This window comes from Modestobacter roseus (assembly GCF_007994135.1).
Lineage (GTDB): Bacteria > Actinomycetota > Actinomycetes > Mycobacteriales > Geodermatophilaceae > Modestobacter > Modestobacter roseus.
On record NZ_VLKF01000001.1, the window covers coordinates 1,781,668 to 1,802,468 of the forward strand.

The 20,801-nt window shown below is 75.8% G+C and carries 18 protein-coding genes; 11 read left to right on the plus strand and 7 right to left on the minus strand.

Features of this window, described 5'->3' with window-relative positions; translation table 11 throughout:
- Window positions 1–50: 50 nt before the first annotated feature.
- The 3 genes from JD78_RS08515 (at window position 51) to JD78_RS08525 (ending at window position 3,272) form a co-directional block, all read left to right on the plus strand.
- Entirely contained in the window at window positions 51–446 is a 396-nt protein-coding gene (locus tag JD78_RS08515; RefSeq protein ID WP_153362358.1) for a cupin domain-containing protein, read from the plus strand.
- 36 nt (window positions 447–482) lie between these two features.
- Window positions 483–1,394 carry a Dyp-type peroxidase gene (locus JD78_RS08520; RefSeq protein ID WP_153362359.1) on the plus strand — a complete coding sequence of 304 codons (912 nt, stop codon included), beginning with the start codon at window positions 483–485 and terminating at the stop codon, window positions 1,392–1,394.
- A 141-nt stretch (window positions 1,395–1,535) separates the two neighbouring features.
- On the plus strand, window positions 1,536–3,272 hold the full coding sequence (locus JD78_RS08525) for a pyruvate dehydrogenase (RefSeq protein ID WP_153362360.1): 1,737 nt from the start codon (window positions 1,536–1,538) through the stop codon (window positions 3,270–3,272).
- A gap of 59 nt (window positions 3,273–3,331) precedes the next feature.
- Here the strand turns inward: JD78_RS08525 and JD78_RS08530 are convergent, their stop codons facing one another.
- The 3 genes from JD78_RS08530 to JD78_RS08540 form a co-directional block, all read right to left on the minus strand.
- A complete protein-coding gene (locus JD78_RS08530) occupies window positions 3,332–3,625 on the minus strand; it encodes a hypothetical protein (RefSeq protein WP_153362361.1) in 294 nt (97 codons plus the stop codon).
- 162 nt (window positions 3,626–3,787) lie between these two features.
- Window positions 3,788–5,272 (minus strand): DUF222 domain-containing protein, encoded by a 1,485-nt coding sequence (locus tag JD78_RS08535; protein WP_166521086.1) that lies wholly within the window; start codon window positions 5,270–5,272, stop codon window positions 3,788–3,790.
- Window positions 5,273–5,341: 69 nt separating this feature from the next.
- Window positions 5,342–6,112, minus strand: coding sequence for an SDR family oxidoreductase (locus JD78_RS08540; protein WP_228395456.1), 771 nt, complete (start codon window positions 6,110–6,112; stop codon window positions 5,342–5,344).
- A gap of 46 nt (window positions 6,113–6,158) precedes the next feature.
- On the opposite strand from JD78_RS08540, the gene JD78_RS08545 reads away from it, so the two are divergent.
- On the plus strand, window positions 6,159–6,815 hold the full coding sequence (locus tag JD78_RS08545) for a hypothetical protein (RefSeq protein WP_228395457.1): 657 nt from the start codon (window positions 6,159–6,161) through the stop codon (window positions 6,813–6,815).
- Window positions 6,816–6,892: 77 nt separating this feature from the next.
- Complete coding sequence (locus tag JD78_RS08550) at window positions 6,893–7,729, plus strand: HpcH/HpaI aldolase/citrate lyase family protein (RefSeq protein ID WP_153362503.1); 837 nt, start codon at window positions 6,893–6,895, stop codon at window positions 7,727–7,729.
- Window positions 7,730–7,813: 84 nt separating this feature from the next.
- Here JD78_RS08550 and JD78_RS08555 read toward each other — a convergent pair whose 3' ends face one another.
- The gene (locus tag JD78_RS08555; RefSeq protein ID WP_153362504.1) at window positions 7,814–8,599 is read right to left on the minus strand and encodes a putative protein N(5)-glutamine methyltransferase; all 786 of its coding nucleotides are present in this window, start codon (window positions 8,597–8,599) and stop codon (window positions 7,814–7,816) included.
- 80 nt (window positions 8,600–8,679) lie between these two features.
- Between JD78_RS08555 and JD78_RS22560 the strand changes: the two genes are divergently transcribed.
- The 5 genes from JD78_RS22560 to JD78_RS08580 are packed head-to-tail and all read left to right on the plus strand — an operon-like array spanning window position 8,680 to window position 13,400.
- The gene (locus tag JD78_RS22560; protein ID WP_166521087.1) at window positions 8,680–10,452 is read left to right on the plus strand and encodes a SigE family RNA polymerase sigma factor; all 1,773 of its coding nucleotides are present in this window, start codon (window positions 8,680–8,682) and stop codon (window positions 10,450–10,452) included.
- 41 nt (window positions 10,453–10,493) lie between these two features.
- Entirely contained in the window at window positions 10,494–11,246 is a 753-nt protein-coding gene (locus tag JD78_RS08565; RefSeq protein WP_153358966.1) for a LamB/YcsF family protein, read from the plus strand.
- Entirely contained in the window at window positions 11,246–11,860 is a 615-nt protein-coding gene (locus JD78_RS08570) for a 5-oxoprolinase subunit B family protein (RefSeq protein WP_153358964.1), read from the plus strand. Before JD78_RS08565 ends, JD78_RS08570 begins: the two co-directional genes overlap by 1 nt.
- Window positions 11,857–12,708: a 5-oxoprolinase subunit C family protein gene (locus JD78_RS08575; RefSeq protein WP_153358962.1), complete on the plus strand. Its 852-nt coding sequence runs from the start codon at window positions 11,857–11,859 to the stop codon at window positions 12,706–12,708. Before JD78_RS08570 ends, JD78_RS08575 begins: the two co-directional genes overlap by 4 nt.
- Window positions 12,705–13,400, plus strand: a complete 696-nt coding sequence (locus JD78_RS08580; protein WP_208104051.1) for a spermidine synthase — start codon at window positions 12,705–12,707, stop codon at window positions 13,398–13,400. Before JD78_RS08575 ends, JD78_RS08580 begins: the two co-directional genes overlap by 4 nt.
- On the opposite strand, the gene JD78_RS08585 is transcribed toward JD78_RS08580, so the two are convergent.
- Window positions 13,376–14,728 (minus strand): MFS transporter, encoded by a 1,353-nt coding sequence (locus JD78_RS08585; RefSeq protein ID WP_153358990.1) that lies wholly within the window; start codon window positions 14,726–14,728, stop codon window positions 13,376–13,378. The two genes, JD78_RS08580 and JD78_RS08585, sit on opposite strands and share 25 nt — an antisense overlap.
- 70 nt (window positions 14,729–14,798) lie before the next feature.
- Window positions 14,799–16,109 (minus strand): alpha-amylase family protein, encoded by a 1,311-nt coding sequence (locus JD78_RS08590; RefSeq protein ID WP_153358958.1) that lies wholly within the window; start codon window positions 16,107–16,109, stop codon window positions 14,799–14,801.
- A 115-nt stretch (window positions 16,110–16,224) separates the two neighbouring features.
- Between JD78_RS08590 and JD78_RS08595 the strand changes: the two genes are divergently transcribed.
- Entirely contained in the window at window positions 16,225–17,634 is a 1,410-nt protein-coding gene (locus JD78_RS08595; protein ID WP_243731007.1) for an MFS transporter, read from the plus strand.
- Between the two features lie 3 nt (window positions 17,635–17,637).
- On the opposite strand, the gene JD78_RS08600 is transcribed toward JD78_RS08595, so the two are convergent.
- The gene (locus tag JD78_RS08600; protein WP_166521088.1) at window positions 17,638–20,772 is read right to left on the minus strand and encodes an efflux RND transporter permease subunit; all 3,135 of its coding nucleotides are present in this window, start codon (window positions 20,770–20,772) and stop codon (window positions 17,638–17,640) included.
- Between the last annotated feature and the right edge of the window lie 29 nt (window positions 20,773–20,801).

Genomic DNA, 20,801 nt, shown 5'->3' on the forward strand with positions numbered 1-20,801 from the left:
GACCGGCGCGCGCCGGTCAGCAGATCGACCGAACTGGAGGAACGGCGCCCATGGAGCACTTCACCATCGCCACCGTCGCCGAGCAGAGTGCCGACTTCCGCCGCGTGCTGTGGACCGGCGAGCACTCCCAGCTGGTGATCATGACCATCCCGCCGGGTGGGGAGATCGGCGAGGAGGTGCACGAGGACATCGACCAGATCCTCACCTTCGTCAGCGGCACCGGGCAGGCGATCGTCTCCGGCCAGAAGAAGAACGTCGCTCAGGGCGACCTGGTCGTCGTCCCGGCCGGGAAGAAGCACAACTTCGTCAACACCGGGGTCAACCCGCTGGTGCTCTACACCGTCTACGGGCCGCCGGAGCACGCCGACAAGGCGGTGCACAAGACGAAGGAGGAGGCCGACGCGCTCGAGGAGGCCGGCAAGGACGAGCCGCCGACCAGCGACTGACGCGCGCGGGGTGCCAGGTCGGGCAGGCTGGACGACGTGACGTCGCAACCGGGCATCTTCGGCCTCGGCACCCCGGAGCACTGCTACCTGGAGCTGGACCTGGAGCCCGGTCGCACCGCGGAGGAGCTGGTCCGCGGGGTGGCCGGGCTGACCGGTCCGCTGTCCACGACCGGCGGCGTGAACGTGGTCGTCGGCTTCCGCCCGGAGCTGTGGGCCGCCGTGGCGCCGGGCGACGCGCCGGCCGACGCCGCGGGGTTCGACGAGCCGGTCGTCGGCGCCGGGGGCTACCGGATGCCGGCGACCCAGCACGACGCCTGGGTGTGGGTGGCCGGCGGCGACCGGACGGCGGTGTTCGACAACGCCCGCGCGGTGCTGGCGGCCCTCGCCGGCGTGGCCCGGGTGGCCGCGGAGCTCACCGGCTGGCTGTACCGGCACGACCGGGACCTGACCGGCTTCATCGACGGCACCGAGAACCCCGGGCTGCTGCGCGCGCCCGAGGTGGCGGCGGTGCCGGCGGGTGAGCCGGGCGCCGGGGCGAGCGTCGTGCTGTTCCAGGCCTGGCGGCACGACACCGCGACCTGGGAGTCGCTGGGCGAGTACGGCCAGGAACGGATGATGGGCCGGACCAAGGTCGACAGCGTCGAGCTGCCCGACGACGAGCAGCTCCCCAGCGCGCACGTCGTGCGCACCACCGTGGAGGTCGACGGCGAGGAACGGCAGGTGTTCCGACGCAACGTCGCCTACGGCGGGGTCACCGACCACGGGACGGCGTTCGTCGGCTTCGCCCGGGACCGGTGGCGACTGCACGAGATGCTCCGCCGGATGGCCGGGGCGACCGACGGCGTCCGGGACGGGCTGACCGGTTTCCTCACCCCGCTCACCGGCGCGTACTACACCTGCCCGGCAGTGGAGGCGCTGGCGCGCTTCGCACCGCCCGAGGAGGACTGACCGCGCCGTCACGACCGCACCGATCGCCCCGTCTCCACCGTGCCGACGGCGCCGACCGCTCTGTCCCCACCGACCGACCCGACCGCCCTGTCCCCCGCCCTGCCCCCACCGCCCTGCCCCACCGCACACCGAGGAGCACCCGTGGCACATCCGACCGTCGCCGTCCAGCTCGTGCAGATGCTCCGCGCCGCGGGGGTGGAACGGATCTACGGCGTGGTCGGGGACTCGCTGAACCCGGTCGTCGACGCCGTCCGGCACACCGACGGCATCGAGTGGGTGCACGTGGCCAACGAGGAGGGCGGGGCGTTCGCCGCGGCCGCCGAGGCGCAGGTGACCGGGAAGCTGGCGGTCTGCGCGGGCTCCTGCGGGCCGGGCAACACCCACCTGCTGCAGGGGCTGTACGACGCGCACCGCAGCGGGGCACCGGTGCTCGCGATCGCCTCGCACATCCAGTCGCAGGAGATCGGGATGGCCTTCTTCCAGGAGACCCACCCCGAGCGGACGTTCCAGGAGTGCTCGTCCTGGTGCGAGGTGGTCACGCCCAAGCAGATGCCGCACGCGCTGCGGGTGGCGATCCAGACCGCCGTCGGCGAGCAGGGGGTGTCGGTCGTCGTGCTGCCGGGCGACCTGGCCGGCGAGGAGTCCGGCGGGCCGACGGTGGAGTCGGCGATGGTGGCCCGGCCCTCCGCCGTGCGGCCGCCCGCCGAGCAGGTGCAGGCGCTGGCCGACGCGATCAACGCGGCCGAGACGGTGACGCTGTTCTGCGGCGCCGGCTGCCGGGACGCGCACGACGAGGTGGTGCAGCTGGCCGGGCACGTGCTGGCCCCGGTCGGGCACGCGCTCGGCGGCAAGGAGTTCATCCAGTACGACAACCCCTACGACGTCGGCATGAGCGGCCTGCTGGGGTACGGGGCGGCACACGAGGCCACGCACGAGGCCGACCTGCTGGTGCTGCTGGGCACCGACTTCCCGTACCCGGACTTCCTGCCGCAGGCGCGGACTGCGCAGGTCGACGCGGACGCCACGCACCTGGGCCGGCGCAGCCCGCTCGAGGTGGCGGTGCACGGCGACGTCGGGGAGACCATCCGGGCGCTGCTGCCGCTGCTGGAGCGCAAGACCGACCGGCGCTTCCTGGACCGGATGCTGCGCGACCACGCCGACTCCCTGGAGAAGGTGGTCGACGCGTACACGCACCGGGTGGAGGAGATGCGCCCGATCCACCCGGAGTACGTGGCCGCGCAGCTGGACGAGCTCGCCGCCGACGACGCGGTGTTCACCGTGGACACCGGGATGTGCAACGTGTGGGCGGCGCGGTACCTGACTCCGAACGGCCGGCGACGGGTGATCGGGTCGTTCCGGCACGGGTCGATGGCCAACGCGCTGCCGCACGCGATCGGTGCGCAGTTCGCCGCGCCCGGGCGGCAGGTGGTGTCGATGAGCGGGGACGGCGGTCTGGCGATGCTGCTCGGGGAGCTGATCACCGCCCGGCTGCACCGGCTGCCGATCAAGATCGTGCTGTTCAACAACGCGTCGCTCGGCATGGTGAAGCTGGAGATGATGGTCGAGGGCATCCCGGACTTCGAGACCGACCACGAGCCGACGGACTTCGCCGCGATCGCGGCCGCGGTCGGCATCCGGTCGATGCGGGTGGAGGACCCCGGGGAGGTGCGGGACACCCTCACCGCGGGCCTGGCCGATCCGGGGCCGGTGCTCATGGAGTTCGTGACCGACCCGAACGCGCTGTCGATCCCGCCGGCGATCACCGGCGAGCAGGTCCGTGGGTTCGCGACGACCGCGTCGAAGATGATCCTGGGCGGCGGGGTCGGGAAGATGATCGACCTGGCCCGCAGCAACCTGCGGAACGTCCCGCGCCCGTGACCGGGAACGGCCACGGGCGGGTCGGGCCGGCCCGGCCGGCCGGTTGGTCGGCCCCGGGCTCAGGCGGCGTGGCGGCGGGGTTCGCGGACCCCGTACCAGCCGGTGAGCAGATGGCTGCGCACGGCGGCCGGCAGGGCGCCCCACCGGAGCAGTGCGGCGCGGGCGGGTAGTGCGCTGGCGGCAGCGAGCTGACCCAGTTCGAGCACGCGCTCGGGGCGCGGGCAGAAGGGTGTGCGCTCGTGCAGCCCCGAGGCCAGGTGGTGGTCGAAAGCCGCGAGGATGTCGGCCTGGTGCTCGGGGTCGAACCACTGCGGGCTCCGCGGCGAGCCCTGCGGGACGTCCTGACGGATCACGTTGCTCTCATCGGCAGGCGGGGGGCCTGCCGGGACTCGAGTGCCCGACGATCCGCGGCACAGCAACTCCCGGCACACCAGTCACACGGACTGGACGGTGCTGCCACCCAGCGGCCAGCAACCAGCAACCCGCGACCAGCGACTGTCGGCCACCCAGCCTGCTCAGAACGGAGGTGGGTCGTCAGCGGGGTCGTCCGAGGGTGGTCCGCCGGTCGGCTCGGGCGGCGGTGGCTCGGGTTCTCGTGGTCGGAGGCCGGGTGGTCGGGTGGTGCGGGTGACGCCGGACGGGGTGGTGACCTGCAGGGTGCCGTCGCCGGTCATGACGAACCGCCAGCCGGGGGCGTGGACGAAGGACCCCCGTGCCCCCCACCGCTCGCAAGCTCGCGGCGGGTCCCTGCACGGGGGCCGGGGGACGACGTGGTCCAGGTCGTGGGCGCCGACGCGCTGGCCGCAGCCCGGGAAGCGGCAGCGCCGGTCGCGGGCGGTGACGAACGCCCGCTGCCGCTCGGTGGGCCGGTACCGGTCGGTCGTCGGCGGCGGGCCGGCCAGCGCGCAGGAGCAGTCGCCCACCGCGTGCTCGGGGCAGCCGCGCGTCGCCAGCCGCTCCAACTCCGCGGGGGTGAAGGTGGCCAGCAGTTCCCCGTCCGGGCCGGTGACCGCATAGGCCAGTGACCCGCCGTCGGGGGCGGTGACGCCGAGAGCCCCGAGCCGGGCCAGCAGGTCACGCAGGTGCGCGGCGGTGATCACCAGCCCGTTCACCTCACCCGGCGCACACCCGCCCTCCAACGCCTCCAGCGCGGCGGTGATCGTCAGGTTCGCCGCCACCAGCGGCAGCCCGGAGTCAGCGGGGCGCAGGATCAGCGCCGCGGCCACCAGCGTGCGCAGCAGCCCGATCGGCCGCTCGTCCCCATCGGCCTTCAACATCCGCGCCAACTGGTCGAACAGGTCCTTCGCCGCGGCGGCCTCCTCGGCCGGCAGGTCCACCGCCAGCACCGCCCGCCCATCAGCAGGTGAGGGGTAGACGTGCACGTCGGCGGTCTTCGCCGCCTCCACCCGCGCCTCCTCCGCCGCAGCGGCGTCCAGCTGCAGCACCAGCTCCGCGGCCCGGGTACCGACCCGGGTCACCGACAGATCCCGCGCCTCACCCAGCAGCCGTTCCTCCACCCGGGCGGCCACGTCGGCGGGGACGTCCTTCACCGCATCAGCCAGCTGCTGCGCCCGCCGCTCATCCAGCTCCCCATCCCGCAGCGCCGCGAACGTCGCGGGCAGCTTCCGCACCCACGTCAACGCCCGGGTCAACCGGATCGCCGCCGTCCCCCGCCCGACGTTGAGCACGGCCGCCAGCTCCGCGGTGCAGAACTCACTCACCTCACCGTCACCCGGCTGCGCGGTCCACCCCGCCCGCCGGGCACCCGGGTGATCCGGCGCCGGATCCGCCGCGGCGGGCCGCTGCCCGGCCAGCGCCAGGATCAGCTCCGCCTCGTGTGCGGCGTCCTGCCCCCGGCGGCGCTGCACCCGCTGCAGCTCCGCGGCCAGCTGCTCATCGGAGAGCCACTCAGGCGGCAGCCGGGAAGGCTCGACCGGGCGATGGACCACCCAGTCGATGAGCACCCCCTCGACCACGCTCGACCCCGACACCTGCGCCATGCACCCGAACATACGTACGAGGTACGACAGTTCTGCACCCCGCGGCCGGCGCGATGCGCCGACCTGAGGTCACAACCCGCCGGCCACCCGCAGCACGGCGCCGGTGCAGTAGGACGCTTCCGGGGACAGCAGCCAGGCGACCGCCGGGGCGATCTCGTCGGACCGCCCGGCCCGCCCGAGCGGCACCCGGCCGACCACGCGGGCCGGCCGGTCGGGGTCACCGGCACCGGCGTGGATGCCGGTCTCCACCAGCCCGGGCGCGACCGCGTTCACCCGGACGCCGTCGTCCGCGAGTTCCTTCGCCAGGCCGACGACCAGCGCGTCCACCCCGGCCTTCGCGGCGGCGTAGTGCACGTACTCGTGGGGTGAGCCGAGGGTGGCCGCGCTGGAGGAGATCGCGACGATCGCACCGCCGGGTCCCCCGCGCCTCCGCGACATCACCTGGGCCGCGCGGCGCGCGCACAGCAGGACGCCGAGCAGGTTCACGTCGAGGACCTGCCGGACGACGTCCACCGGGGTGTCGGCCAGGTCGCCGAGGTGCGCCGTCAGCCCCGCGTTGGCGACCAGACCGGTCACCGGCCCGAGCCCGGCGGCCGCCGCGGCGAAGAGCGCGTCGACCGCGGCCGGGTCGCTCACCTCGGCCCGGACGGCGATCGCCCGCGCCCCGGCCGCCCGCGCACCGGCGACCACCGCCTCGGCGCTCCCCGCGTCGGCCCGGTAGCCGACGGCGACGTCGTGACCGTCGCGCACCAGCCGCGCGACGACGGCGGCGCCGATGCCGCGCCCTCCGCCGGTGACGACGGTGACCGGGCGGGGCGACGACCCAGCAGAGGTGTCCACGGCGGTGATCCTCGGTCCTGTCACCCCCCGGCGGCAGACTCGGGGTGTGGAGCCCTCCCCCGACACCCCCACACCCGGCGGCCTGACACCGGACGGCGACCCCGAGGACGTCGACCGGCCGCACGCGGTGGTCACCCGGCTGCGTCCGCTGCTCCTCGCCGTGCAGGAGGCGCTCGCGGCCGGCATCGCGGTCAGCCGGCGGATCCACGCCGAGCACGGCTGGCAGCCCTCGGCCGACCGGCACCTGGACCACCAGCTGGTCCGCCGGGAGGCGATGGAGCGGCTGCGTCCCTTCGGCGCGCACCTGGAGGACGGCCCGCTCAGCGGCCAGCTGGACCTGCTCGACCTGGGCACCGACAACCTCGGGCTGCCGATGAGCGGGCTGATCCTGCACACCGACACCGACGTGCTGCGGGTCTGGCACTCCGACGACGGCGAGCTCCCGGCCGCCGACACGCAGGGGCTGCGCGCGTTCTACCGGCAGCGCCCAGTGCTGCAGACGCAGCTGGCACTGGGCGTCCCGGCCGACGCCCCGACGCCCCGGTCGCACCTGGCGCTGCTGTGGGCCGACGGCCGGCTGCCCGGCGGCGGCCCCGGGCTGGTGCGGTTCGACCTGGTCCGCCCCCGCGGCACGATCGGCCGGCGGGTCGACGTCGACTGGCACGTCGGCCTGCTCGACCGGCTGGCCGCCCGCGCCGCGTGAGCTGGTCGACACCCCGGCCCGGCGACACGAGGGACCCCGGGCGGGCCGCTGCCCGACCGAGCCCCCAGAATGGCCCGGTGCACAGAGGCAGGAACGTAGACCCTGGAATCGCCCGCTCGTGGCTGCTGGTCAACGGCGCCCGTACCGAGCTGTTCGACGAGGCGCACGACTCCCGTGCCGACCAGGTCGTGCTCGACATCGAGGACGCGGTCGACCCGGCCCGCAAGCCCGGTGCCCGAGCCGACGTGGCCGAGTACCTCTCCACCGGGGAGAAGCGCGCCTGGGTGCGGATCAACGACCGCTCGACGGCCTTCTGGTCCGACGACGTCGACGCGCTCAAGGGCATGCCCGGCCTCGCCGGCGTCATGCTCGCCAAGACCGAGGCCGCCGAGCACGTCACCGAGACCTACGACCGGCTCGGCGGCGCCACCCCGGTGCTCGCGCTGGTCGAGTCGGCGCTGGGCATCGAGGAGGCGGTGCACATCGCCCGTGCCCGCGGCGCGTTCCGCCTCGCCTTCGGCAGCGGTGACTACCGCCGCGACACCGGCACCAGCGCCGACGACCTGGCGATGGCCTACCCCCGCTCCCGCCTGGTCGTCGCCAGCCGGGTCGGTGGCCTGCCCGGACCCATCGACGGCCCGACCGTCGGCACCAGCCACCCGATCCTGCGCGAGCAGTCGGCGCTGACCGTCTCGCTGGGGCTCACCGGCAAGCTCTGCCTGCAGCTGGACCAGCTGCCGGTGATCAACGAGGTCATCAGCCCGGCTCCCTCCGACGTCGCCTGGGCCCGGGACTTCCTCGCCGACTTCGACGCCCGCGGCCAGGTCATCCGTGACGGCAGCGACCTGCCCCGGCTCGGCCGGGCGCGCAAGATCGAGAAGCTGGCCACCGCGTTCGGCGTCCAGCCCAGCTGAGTCGCGCCACCCCGCGCTCGGCCCGCACCCTCGGGTGCGGGGCCGACTGCGTTCAGGGGCGGGTGCGTCCAGGGGCGGGTGCGTTCAGGGGCGGGTGCCGACGACGACGGTCGCGTCGAGGTCGTCGTCGCGCCGCACGACGGTCTGCAGGCCGCCGGCCGCGACGGCCGTCGCGGTGGCCGGCGCCTGTTCCGCACCGGTCTCGATCAGCAGCGCCCCGCCGACCGACAGCCAGCCGGCCGCGCCGGCCGCGACCCGCCGGTGCACGGCCACCCCGTCCGTGCCGCCGTCCAGGGCCAGCCGCGCCTCGTGCTCCCGCGCCTCCCGCGGCATCAGCTCGACCGCGTCGGTGGGCACGTAGGGGGCGTTGACCACCAGCACGTCGACCTGCCCGTGCAACGACCACGGCAGGGCGTCGAACAGGTCGCCCTCCCCCACCCAGGCGCCCAGCGGTGCCAGGTTGCGGCGGGCGCAGGCGACGGCCGCCGGGTCGAGGTCGGCGGCGTGCAACCGCACCCCACCGACGGCGACCGCGACGGCCATCCCCACCGCCCCGGTCCCGCAGCACAGGTCGACGACGACGCTCCCCCGCCCGGCCCGGGCCACGGCCTCCGCCGCGAGGAACTCGGTGCGCCGCCGCGGCACGAACACCCCCGGCGCCACGGCCACCTGCAGACCGCAGAAGCCGGCCCAGCCCAGCACCTGCTCCAGCGGCTCCCCGGCCACCCGCCGGCTCACCAGCCGCTCCAGGTGGCGCGGCCCGTCCGCGGCCTCGACCAGCAGCGCCGCCTCGTCCTCGGCGAAGACGCACCCGGCCGCGCGCAACCGGGCGACCAGCGTCGCGGGCGGGGCCGGGTCGGGATCGGACATCGGGGATCAGTGTGCCCCGCACGGGCGGAACGGGAACGCACCGTTACGGTGCCGACCAACGACCGGACGGAGGTGTGCGCATGGGCCGACGGGCCGACCAGGTCGCGGCCGTGGTGACGGAGGCCGGACACCGGCTGCGCGGCACCGCGCTGCTGCTCACCGGGGACCGCGGCGAGGCCGAGGAGCTGCTCGTCCGGGCACTCGCCCGCGCCGGCCGGCGCCGGCCGGTCGACCCGGCCGAGGCGCTGACGCAGGCGCGGGCGGAGCTGGTCCGCGAGGTCCTGGACGACCACGACCCGCCGGCCGTCGTGATCGGGACCACCGGCGCCGACGACGTCGCCGAGGACGACCGCGCCTGGCTGAGTGCACTCGCCGACCTGGCGCCCCGCCACCGGGCGGCGGCCGTCCTCCGCCTGCACGAGCAGCTGGACGAGGCCGCCACCGCGGAGCTGCTCGGCTGCTCCCCCGCCGACGTCGCCGACGCGCTCGCCACGGCGCTGGACGCCCTCGGCCCGCTGCTCACCACCCGGCCGGACCCGGCCGGGCCAGTGCCGGCGATGGCCGCAGCGGCAGCACCGGCAGCAGCCGATCCCGCAGACGCCGATCCGGATCCCGACGCCGTCTACCGCCCCGGCGCGCTCGCGACCGCGCTCCTCCGGGACCGCCCCGCGTCCCCGCCCGCCGCAGCTCAGCGCCCCGCGCCCCCGTCCCCGCGCCCCGTCCCCGCGCCCCGTCCCCGCGCCCTCGTGCCCCGCGCCCTCGTCCCCCGCATCCCCGCCCGCCGGCGACGACCCGGACGCGATCTACCGGCGGCCGGCGTGACCTCGCCGCTCGAGCGGGCGGTCGCCGCGCGGCTGACCGAGCTCGCCGCCCTCGCCGAGCAGCCCGACGGCGACGACGCGGCGACCCGCGCACTGGCCCTGGCCCGCTCCCGACGCCGTCGCACCGCCGGCTGGGTCGTCGGCGGGCTCACCGTCGTCCTCCTGGTCGCGGGGGCGGCGCTGACCGGGACGGGCGCGGGCGAACCGCCGGCCGCCGCCCGCCCGTCCCGGGCCCCCACCGTCACGCCCTACGTCGCGCCCCCGCCCATGCTGTACGACCTCCCGGTGCGGGGCTCCCTCGCCGACGACGAGGACTTCGTGGCGGCCGTCGCCGCGCTCGACTGGACGCCGGAGATCGGGCTGGACGGCCTCACCTACGGCGGCGCGGGCACCGTGGAGGACGGCACCCAGCGCGTCGTGTTCGCCGGCGACGTGCCCGGTGGGCGGCGCTGGGCGGTGGTGCTCGCCCAGGCCGGTCGTGAGTGGGCCTGGGCGTGGTTCACCGGCCCGGCGGGCGCCCGGCCCGCCCAGCTCACGCCGGTGGTCACCGGGATGACCATCAGCGGCCAGGAGCGGCTGGCGCTGGTCGACGTCTCGTCGACGACCGGCCCGCTGGTGGTCCTCGCCGAGCCCGAGGTGGCGGCGGAGTACTCGCCCAGCCTGGACCGGGCCCCCGACGGTGCGCTGGTCCGCGACTTCGACCCGCTGCCGATGGACCATGGCGTACCGACCGGGATGGTGACGACACCGATCATCTGGAACGCCGGCGAGGTCCGGCTCGACGGCGGCGCCGGCGACGGCATGCCGCTGCACCCGATGACCGCCGGCCAGCACCCCACCTGGCCGGCCGGCCCGACCGGACCGGTCGACGACGCCCTCGTGGCCCCCTGCCTGGAACAGCTCGGCTTCACCGTCGCCGTCCAGATGGGGGGCCTGAGCTGGAGCGAGGACGACCGGCCGGAGATGAGCACCGACGAGGAAGCTGCGCGGGAGCACGAGATCGCCGCCTGCTTCCGGGGCGGGCAGGGCTGACCGGCTCCCCACGACCGTACGGCGTGCGGCAGGCTCGCCCCGTGGACCTGAACTCCGACCTCGGTGAGGGCTTCGGCCAGTGGACCCTGGGCGACGACGACGCCCTGCTCGGCGTGGTCACCAGCGCGAACGTGGCCTGCGGCTTCCACGCGGGCGACCCCGCGATCATGCGGCGGGTCACCGTCCGGGCCGTCGCGGAGGGCGTGGCGATCGGCGCCCAGGTCGGCTACCGCGACCTGCCCGGTTTCGGCCGCCGGTTCATCGACGTGGAGCCCGAGGCGCTGACCGCGGACGTCGTCTACCAGCTCGGCGCGCTGGAGGGCTTCGCCCGGATCGCCGGCGACCGGGTGCGCTACGTGAAGCCGCACGGGGCGCTCTACAACGCGATCGTCAACCACGAGGAGCAGGCGGCCGCCGTGGTCACCGCCGTCGTCGCCTACGACCGGACCCTCCCGGTGCTCGGTCTGCCCGGCTCGGCCTGGCTGCGGCTGGCGGCCGACGCCGGGCTGACCGTGGTGCCCGAGGCCTTCGCCGACCGCGCGTACACGCCGGAGGGCACGCTGGTCTCCCGGCGGCTGCCCGGCGCGGTGCTGCACGACCCGGCCGAGATCGCCGCCCGGTGCGTGGCGATGGCCGCCGGCGAGCCGATCCGGGACGTCGAAGGCGGCGCGCTGACCCTCACGCCCGGCTCGATCTGCGTGCACGGTGACACCCCCGGCGCCGTCGAGATCGCCCGGCGGGTGCGCACCGCGCTGACCACGGCGGGGGTCGAGCTGGCCCCCTTCGCCGGCTGATGCGCCTGCTCCCCAGCGGCAGCACCGCCCTGCTCGCGGAGGTCGACACCCTCGACGACGTCCTGGGCCTGTACGCCGCGCTCGTCGCCGGGCCACCGATCGGGGTGGTCGACCTCGTCCCGGCCGCCCGCACGGTGCTGCTGGTCATCGACCCGGCGGTCACCACGCTCGCCGCAGTGGCCGACGCGGTGCGGACCACCACCCCGCGGCCGGACGGGCAGGTGACCGGTGACGCCGTCGAGCTGCCGGTGCACTACGCCGGGGCCGACCTGGCCGAGGCCGCCGAGCTGCTCGGCCTCACCCCGGCCGGGCTGGTCCAGCGGCACACCGGCGCCGAGTGGACGGTCGCCTTCTGCGGGTTCGCCCCCGGCTTCGGTTACCTGACCCAGCCCGGGGCGCAGTGGGACGTGCCGCGCCGGTCGACCCCGCGCACCCGGGTGCCACCCGGGTCGGTCGCGCTGGCCGGGGAGTTCAGCGGGGTGTACCCGCGCGAGTCACCGGGCGGCTGGCAGCTCATCGGCCGCACCGACGTCGCGGTGTTCGACCTGGACCGTGAGCCCGCCGCCCTGCTCCGGCCGGGCGCCCGGGTGCGGTTCGTGGCGGTGTCCGGATGAGCCTGACCGTGCTGGCCACCGGGCCGCTGACCACCGTGCAGGACCTCGGCCGGCCGGGCCAGGCCGCGCTGGGCATCGGCCGATCCGGCGTCTGCGACCGGGCCTCGGCCGCGCTGGCCAACCGGCTGGTCGGCAACCCCGCCGACGCCGCGGTGCTCGAGGTGACCCTCGGCGGTCTCGCCGTGCGCGCCGGAGCCGACCTGCTGGTGGTCACCACCGGCGCCCGCTGCCCGGGCGCCCCGCACGCCGCGCCCACCCTGCTGCGCCGCGGTCAGGAGCTGCGGCTGGGCCCGCCGGCCAGCGGGCTGCGCACGTACCTGGCCGTCCGTGGCGGCATCACCGTCGAGCCGGTGCTCGGTTCGCGGGCGACCGATGTGCTGGCCGGCCTCGGCCCGGCGGTGCTCGCGCCCGGTGACGTGCTCCCGGTCGGCACCCCGGCCGACCCCGCACCCGGGGTCGACCTGGCGCCGGTGCCGGACCCGCCGGACGGCGAGCTGACCGTCACCGCGCTGCCCGGCCCGCGGGCCGACTGGTTCGGCGACGCCGGCTGGGCGGCGCTGACCGGGCAGGCGTGGACGGTCACCAGCGAGAGCAACCGGGTGGGCCTGCGGCTGGACGGCGCCCCCCTGGACCGGCTGCGCAGCGGCGAGCTGCCCAGCGAGGGCATGGTCCGCGGCGCGCTGCAGGTGCCGCCGTCCGGGCTGCCGGTGCTCTTCCTGGCCGACCACCCGGTGACCGGCGGCTACCCGGTGATCGGCTACGTGACCGACGCCGACGTCGACCGCTGCGCCCAGCTGCGCCCCGGCCAGCAGCTGCGGCTCCGGCCTGCCGCACACTCCTCGCCGTGAGCGACGAGGAGCCTGTGGAGCTGGGGCGGGCGGCCGCCGCGCACGGCGAGGTGGTGCTGCGCCGGCGGGGTGCGGTGACCGAGCTGATCGTCGACGGCGTCTTCGCCATGGACGACGTCGACACCTCCACCGAGCGCGCGCTGGCCACCGAGACGCTGGCCCGCTGCGCCGGCACCGGCCTGCGGGTGCTGGTCGGCGGGCTGGGGCTGGGCTGGACCGCGGCGACGACGCTGGCCGACCCCCGGGTGGCCCAGGTCGACGTCGCCGAGCTGCAGCCGGCGCTGGTCGGCTGGGCCCGCGACGGCCTGCTGCCCGCCCTGCCCGCCGACCCCCGGCTGCGGCTGCACACCGCCGACGTCGCCGCGCACCTCGCCGACCATCCGGGCGCCTACGACGCGGTGCTGCTCGACGTCGACAACGGACCGGGCTTCCTGGTGCACCAGCGCAACGCCGGCCTGTACGGGACGCCCGGGCTCACCGGCGCGCTGGCCGCGCTGCGGCCCGGCGGCGTGCTCGCCGTCTGGGCGAGCGACCCGGTGCCGGAGCTGGCCGACCGGCTGCGCGGGCTGCCCGACGCGACCGACGTCGAGCACCTGGTGCTGCCGGTGCAGCGGGACGGGCGGGCGTTCGACTACGCCATCGCCCTCGCCCGGCGCACCGGGGACGCTCAGCCCTCGACCGGGGGCTCGTAGGCCGACCGGCCGCGCAGCCGCGCGCCCACCGCGACGTGCAGCGGGGCGATGACCACGCCGTCGCGGGCCAGCCGGGCGCGCAGCGCCTTGCGGTGCCGCAGCACCCCGACCAGCCCGACCGCCCAGAAGACGTACTGCACGGAGAACGCCGCGCGGAAGGCGTCCCGGCTGTAGTCGGTGGTGCCGGCCGGGGTGAGCAGGTCGAGCACCGCCCCGATGGCCAGGATGGTCAGCAGCGAGGCGACGAAGCCGCCCACGTTGACCACCCCGCTGGCGCTGCCCGCCCGCTCGGCCGGGTTCTCGGTGCGGGCGTAGTCGAAACCGATCATGGACCCGGGCCCGTTGGTGCCGAGCACCAGCACCAGCACGACGAGCAGCCACAGCGGCGCCCGCCCGGGCCAGAGCAGCACGACGGTCCAGGTGGTCGCGGTCGCGCCGAGGATGCCGAACACCAGCACCGAGCGGCGCATCGGCCAGCGCCCCACCAGCCGGCCGAGGAACGGGCCGAAGCCCATCCCGATCAGCACCAGCAGGGTGAGCAGCGTCGCCGCCGTCCCGGGGCTCAGGCCCTCGCCGACGGTGAGGAACGGGAAGCCCCACAGCAGCGCGAAGACCGTTCCGGAGAACTGGGTGACCAGGTGGGTGTACATCCCGATCCGGGTGCCCGGCTCCCGCCAGGTGGCCACCAGGTTGGCGCGCACCTGATCCATCCCCGCCGGGCTGGACACCGGCGCGCCCGGCGGGGCGTCGGAGAGCGCGACGAGCACGAGCACCGCGGCGAGCACCCCGACGGCCGACGCACCGAGGAACGTGGCCGGCCAGGAGGTGTCGCGCAGGAGTGCCACCAGCGGGTAGGCGGCGACGATCTGGCCGATCTGCCCGAGGATGCCGGTCAGCTGGGTGACCACCGGCACGGTGCGGCCGGTGAACCACAGCTGCACGACCCGCAGCACGCTGATGAAGGTCATCGCGTCGCCGGCGCCCACCAGCACCCGGGCGGCGACGGCGGTCGGCACGTCGGTGGCCAGGGCGAGCACGGCCTGGCCGGCCGACATGGTCAGCGCGCCGGCGACGATCATCGCCCGGGAACCGAACCGGTCCAGGGCCACGCCCACCGGGACCTGCAGGCCCGCGTAGACGGCCAGCTGCAGCACCAGGAACAGCGAGATCGCCGAGGCGCCGGCGCCGAACCGCTCCTGCGCCTGCACCCCGGCGACGCCGAGCGAGCCGCGGTGGAAGATCGCCACCGCGTAGGCCAGCAGCCCCACGCCCCAGACCAGGTACGCCCGCCGCGGGGTGCGGGCGGCCGGGGCAGCAGCGGTGGTCACGTCGGAGAACGACACCACAGCGGCGTCCGGCGTTCCAACCGGGCGCGGTGAGATGCCCCACCGGGGTCCTTCAGCGACCGGCGAGGACCGCCCAGCCGTGCGGCTCGAGCCGGACGCCGTCCTGCTGCACCTGCCCGGCCCCGGCCAGCAGCGCACCGGCGCCGGGTGCGGGCACCAGCGCGGGGGTGTCGGCGAGGTTGAGCGCCACCACCAGGCGCTCGCCGTCGGCGCCGCTGGCGTAGCTCAGCTGGGTGTTGTCCCGGTGCAGCACCTCGGTGTGCGCGGCGTGCAGCCAGCGGTGCCGGCGGCGCAGCCCGATCAGCTCCTGGTGCAGGTGGAAGGTCGGCTCGCCGAAGGGGGCCAGCTCGGCCGGGCCCGCCGGGAAGGGCGGGCGGACGGCGTCGTCGCCACCGGCCCGGTCCTCCTTCACCCCGGTGAACGCCTGCTCGTCGCCCGCGTACACCGACGGCGTCCCCCCGACCGTGAACAGCACCACCAGCGCGTGCGCCAGGTGCCGGGGGTCGGTCAGCCGGCTGGCGATCCGGGTGACGTCGTGGTTGCCGACGAAGGTGAGCGGCACGAACGACCGCAGGAACTCGTCGTGCCGGCCCAGCGCGTGCGCCAGCTCGTGCAGGTTGCCGTCGTTGAGCGAGCTCCAGATCGCCTTCCACAGCTCGTACTGGGTCACCGAGTCCATCCCGGACTCGCCCACGGTGGCGGCGTAGTCGCCGTGGATGACCTCACCGACGAACCAGGCGTCCGGGTGGCGCTCGCGCACCCGCGGCAGCACGCCGGCCCAGAACGACGGCGGGACGGCGTAGGCGGCGTCCAGCCGCCAGCCGTCGGCGCCGCGGTCCAGCCAGTGCGTCATCGCCTCGGTGACCAGGTCGGCGACGGCCGGCGCGGAGTGGTCCAGCGCGACCAGCTGGCCGTGGCCCTCGAAGGTGTCGTACTCGGGCTCGGCGCCCGGCCCGTGCGGCCAGCGCAGCCGGAACATGCCGGCGGTGGGCGCGTCCGGGCCCTGCTCCAGCACGGCGCGGAACGCCGGGTGCCCGCGGCCGACGTGGTTGAACACCCCGTCCAGCAGCACCCGCAGCCCCCGCTCGCGGCAGGCGGCGACGAGGGTGTCGAAGTCGGCGTCGTCGCCCAGGCGCGGGTCGATCCGCCGGTGGTCCTCGGTGTCGTAGCCGTGCGTGCCGCTGGCGAACACCGGCCCGAGCGCCAGCCCGTTCGCCCCGAGCTCGACGGCGTAGTCCAGCCAGTCGAGCAACCGGGGCAGCCGGTGCCGGACGACGTCGTCGTCGCCACGCTCCTGCTCGGCCCCCACGAAGCCCAGCGGGTAGACGTGCCACCACACCGCGTCCTGCACCCAGCCGGGCATGAGCCCACCTCCCCCTCGTCCCCGTGCCCTGTCACCGCTCACGCTACGGCGGTCGCCTCCGCTGGCCGGAAGGTCCCCGGCCCTCCCCGACCGTGCACGGTTAGCGTGCGGTTCCGTGACGCAACCAGGTGCCGGCACCACGACGACCGCCGCTCCCCCGGCGCTGGTCCCGGTGCTCATCTACCTGGCGATGCTGGTCGCGGTGATCAGCAGCCTGGGGGCGCCGCTGATCCCGGCGATCGCCGAGGCCAACGACGTGTCGGTGACCAGCGCGCAGTGGGCGCTGACGGTGACCCTGGTGGTCGGCGCGGTCGCCAGCCCGGTGATCGGGCGGCTGGGCGACGGCCGGCACCGGCGCACCGTGGTGCTGGTCGTGCTCGGCGTGGTGGTGCTGGGCAGCGTGCTCGCCGCCCTGCCGCTGGGCCTGGGCTGGCTGGTCGCCGGCCGTGCGCTGCAGGGTCTCGGGCTCGCCGTCACCCCGCTGGCGATCGCCACTGCCCGCTCCGCGCTGCCCCCGGACCGGGCCCGGTCGACCGCGGCGGCGCTGTCGGTGACGGTGGCCGCGGGCCTCGGCCTCGGCTACCCGCTGACCGGGCTGATCGCCGAGCTGGGCGGGGTGCACGCGGCGTTCTGGTTCGGCGCCGCCGCCAGCGCGATCGCCCTCGTCGCCGCAGCGGTGGTCTACCCGCGGCCGCCGGCGACGGCCGCCCGCCGCCTGGACCTGCTGGGCGCCGCCCTGCTGGGCATCGGCCTGACCGCCGGGCTGCTCGCGCTCGGCGAGGGTGAGCAGTGGGGCTGGACCTCCCCCGTCGTGGTCGGCCTCGTCGCCCTGTCGCTGGTGTCGCTGGCCGCCTGGGTGGTGTGGCAGCTGCGGGCCGACGCCCCGCTGGTCGACCTGCGGCTGGCCCGCGGGCGCACCGCGGCGACGGCGCACGTCGGCGCCCTGCTGATCGGCCTGGCCAACTACCTGCTGCTCTCCTCCGTCCCCCGGCTGGCGCAGACGCCGGAGTCCACCGGGTACGGCTTCGGCTCCTCGATCGTCGTCGCCGGGCTGATCCTGCTGCCCTTCTCGGTGGCGAGCTTCGCCGCCGGCTGGGTCGCCCGGCCGCTGGACCGGCTGGTCGGCGCCCGCTGGGTGCTGCCGATCGGCGCGCTGGTGCTCGCCGTCGGGGAGCTGCTCGTCGGCTTCGCCCGCACCGACCTGTGGCAGCTGTTCGCGGCCATGGCCGTCGCCGGCCTGGGTGTGGGGACGACGTTCGCCGCGCTGCCCGGGCTCATCGTCACCGCCGTCCCCGCCGGGGAGACCGGCAGCGCGATGGGGCTGAACCAGGTCATGCGGTACATCGGCTTCGCCGTCGGCAGCGCGCTGAGCGCCACCGTGCTGGAGATCGCCACCCCGGCCGGCGCCGGCTACCCGACCACGGGTGGCTACACCGGGATCGCGGTGATCGGCTGCGGCGCCTGCCTGCTGCTGGTCGTGCTCACCCTCGCGCTCAGCCCCCGGCGGACCGCCGCGGCCGCCTGAGGCTCAGGCGGGCTCGAGCTCCCGCTCCGCCGGGCCGGCCGCACGCCGCGCACGCCGGTCGGCCCGCCGCTCCCGGCGGCTCTCCAGCGCCGTGTACAGGACCGGCACCAGCAGCAGGGTGAGCAGCGTGGAGCTGATCAGCCCACCGATGACCACCAGCGCCAGCGGCTGGGAGATGAACACCCCGCCTCCGGTCAGCCCGACCGCCATCGGGGTGAGCGCCAGCACGGTGGCCGCCGCGGTCATCACGATCGGCCGCAGCCGCTTGCGGGCGCCCTCGGTGACCGCCTCGGTCAGCGGCCGCCCCTGCTCGCGGTACTGGTTGACCAGGTCGATCAGCACGATCGCGTTGGTCACCACGATGCCGATGAGCATGAGCACGCCGATCAGCGCGGGCACGCCCAGCGGGGTGCCGGTGACCAGCAGCATCAGCAGCGCACCGGTGGCGGCGAACGGCACCGAGACAAGCAGGATGAACGGCTGGGCCAGGCTGCGGAAGGTCGCCACCATCACCAGGTAGACGATCACGATGGCGATCACCAGGGCCAGGCCCAGGTCGGCGAAGGCCTCCCCCTGGTCGGCGGCGACGCCACCGATGGACACCTCGGCGCCGGCCGGCAGGTCCAGCTCGTCGATCGCCGCCTGCAGCTGCGTGGTCAGCGAACCGAGGTCGGCGTCGGCCGGGGTCGCCGACACGGTCGCGCTGCGCTCGCCGTCGACCCGGCTGATCGAGCTGGGCGCCTGCACCTCCTCGATCGTCGCCACCTGGGTCAGCGGCACCAGGGCGCCGGCCGTCGGCAGCACGACCGCCCGGAGCTGCTCGACGGTCTCCGGGGCCTGCACCGGGTCGAGGTAGACCGGGGTGCTCGCGTCGTCGACGTCGATCTCCCCGAGCGGGACGGCGTTGGTGAGGCCGGCGAGGGTGCGGGTCACCTGCGCCTCGGTCAGCCCGGCGGCCGCGGCCGCGGCGGGGTCGACGTCGACCTGCACCACCGGCAGCCCGGCCGACAGGTCGTTGGTCACGTCGGTGGCCCCGGGCACCCCCGAGACGGCCTGCTGCACCTGGTCGGCGGCCTCGGCCAGCACGTCGGCGTCGGCGGCCTGGACGAGCACGTCGACCGTCGAGCTGCCGAACCCGGAGCCGGCGGCCGCCACGGTGACCTCGCCGACGTCGTCGAGGCCCTCGGCGACGTCGCGGATCTCCGCGCGGGTCTCCTCCGGGTCGCCGTCCCCGGTCAGGGTGAGGGCGAAGGTCGCGGTCGGGGTGCCGCCCCCGCCGCTGAAGGCGGCCAACCCGCCGGCCGAGCCGACCGTGGTCTGCACGGTCTCCACCCCGGCGACCTCACCGAGGGCGCTCTCCAGCGCCCGGGCCCGCTCGTCCTGCGCGGCCAGGCCGGTGCCGGCCGGGTAGGCGGCGGTGACCGTGACGGTGTCCTCGCCGGCGTCGCCGATGAAGTTGGTCTGCAGCAGCGGGGTGAGCGCCAGGGTGCCGACGAGGACGGCCAGTGCACCGGCCACGGTCCAGCGCCGGTGGGCGAGCACGCCGCGCAGCGCCGGGACGTACAGCCGCTGCAACCAGGTGCGCCGCTCCGCGGCCTCGGCCGCCTCGCGCTCCCGGGCCAGCTGCTCGGTGTCCTCCCGGTCGGTCTCCGGCGCCGTGCAGGTCGAGGTGCGCAGGAACGCCGAGGCGATGACCGGGACGATGGTCAGCGAGACGACCAGCGAGGCGATCAGCGCGATCGCCACGGTGAGCGCGAAGGGCCGGAACAGCTCGCCGACCAGGCCCCCGACCAGCGCGATCGGCAGGAACACCGCCGCGGTGGCGATCGTCGAGGAGGTGATCGCGGCGGCCACCTCCCGCACCCCGCCCAGGATCGCCCGGGTGCGCGCCTCCCCGTAGGAGAGGTGCCGCTTGATGTTCTCGATGACCACGATGGAGTCGTCGACCACCCGGCCGATCGAGACGGTCAGCGCGCCCAGGGTGAGGATGTTCAGCGAGAAGCCGGCGAGCTGCAGCCCGATGAACGTGACGCACAGCGACACCGGGATCGACACCGCCGAGATCAGCGTGGAACGCACCGAGGCCAGGAACACCAGGATCACGACCAGGGCGAACAGCAGCCCGAGCCCGCCCTCGGTGGCCAGGCCCTCGATCGACTCCTCGATGAACGGCGCCTGGTCGAAGACGACGGCGACGGTGCTGCCCGCGCCGAGCAGCTCGCGCACCTGCGGCAGCAGCTCCTCGACGGCGTGCGAGATGTCCACGGTGTTGCCATCGGGGGTCTGGGTGAGCCCGACCGAGAGCGCCGGCTGCCCGTCGACCCGGGAGTAGGACGTCGCCGGCGCCTCGCCCAGCTCCACCGCGGCCACCTCGCCGAGCGCGACGACGGACCCGTCGGCGCCGGTGAGCGGGAGGGCGCGCAGCTCCTCGACCGAGGTCAGCCGGTCACCGGCCTGCACCGGGAGGGTCTGCTCGCCCGCGGTCACCGTGCCGGCCGGCAGCACCACACCGTTCTCCTCGAGCACCGTCGTGACGGCGGCTGCCGGGATGCCGGCCGCCGCGAGCGCGGCCGGGTCGAGCGCCACCTGCACCCGGGGTTCGCTGGCTCCGGTGACGGTCACGTCGCGGACGCCCTCGACCTGCTCGAACAGCGGGACGACGGCCGAGTCGATCCGGTCGGAGAGGGCGGCGGTGTCACCCGGCGCGGCGATCGCCAGCTGGACGACGGGCAGGTCGGCCAGCGAACCGGCGAGCACCTGCGGCTCGACGTCGGCCGGCAGCTGGGCCTGCACCCGGCTGACCGCGGTCTGCAGGGCACTGGTGGCCCGGTCCAGGTCCGAGCCGTACTCCAGCTCGACGGTGACGGTGGCCAGCCCGGTGCTGGCGGTCGAGGTCGTGGCGACCACGCCGTCGACGGTGGCGATCGCCTGCTCCAGTGGCTGTACGACCTGACGCTCGACGACGTCGGGCGAGGCGCCGGGCTGGGTGGCGACCACCGCGGCGGCGGGGATCTGCAGCGAGGGGATGAGCTCCTGCCGCAGCGACCCGGCCGAGATCAGCCCGAAGACGAGCACGGCGATGGTCACCAGCGCGACGAGGGCGCGGTTGCGCAGGGAGAGCGCGGCCAGACGGGACAACGGGTTCCTCCACGGCCGGGCGGCCGGCG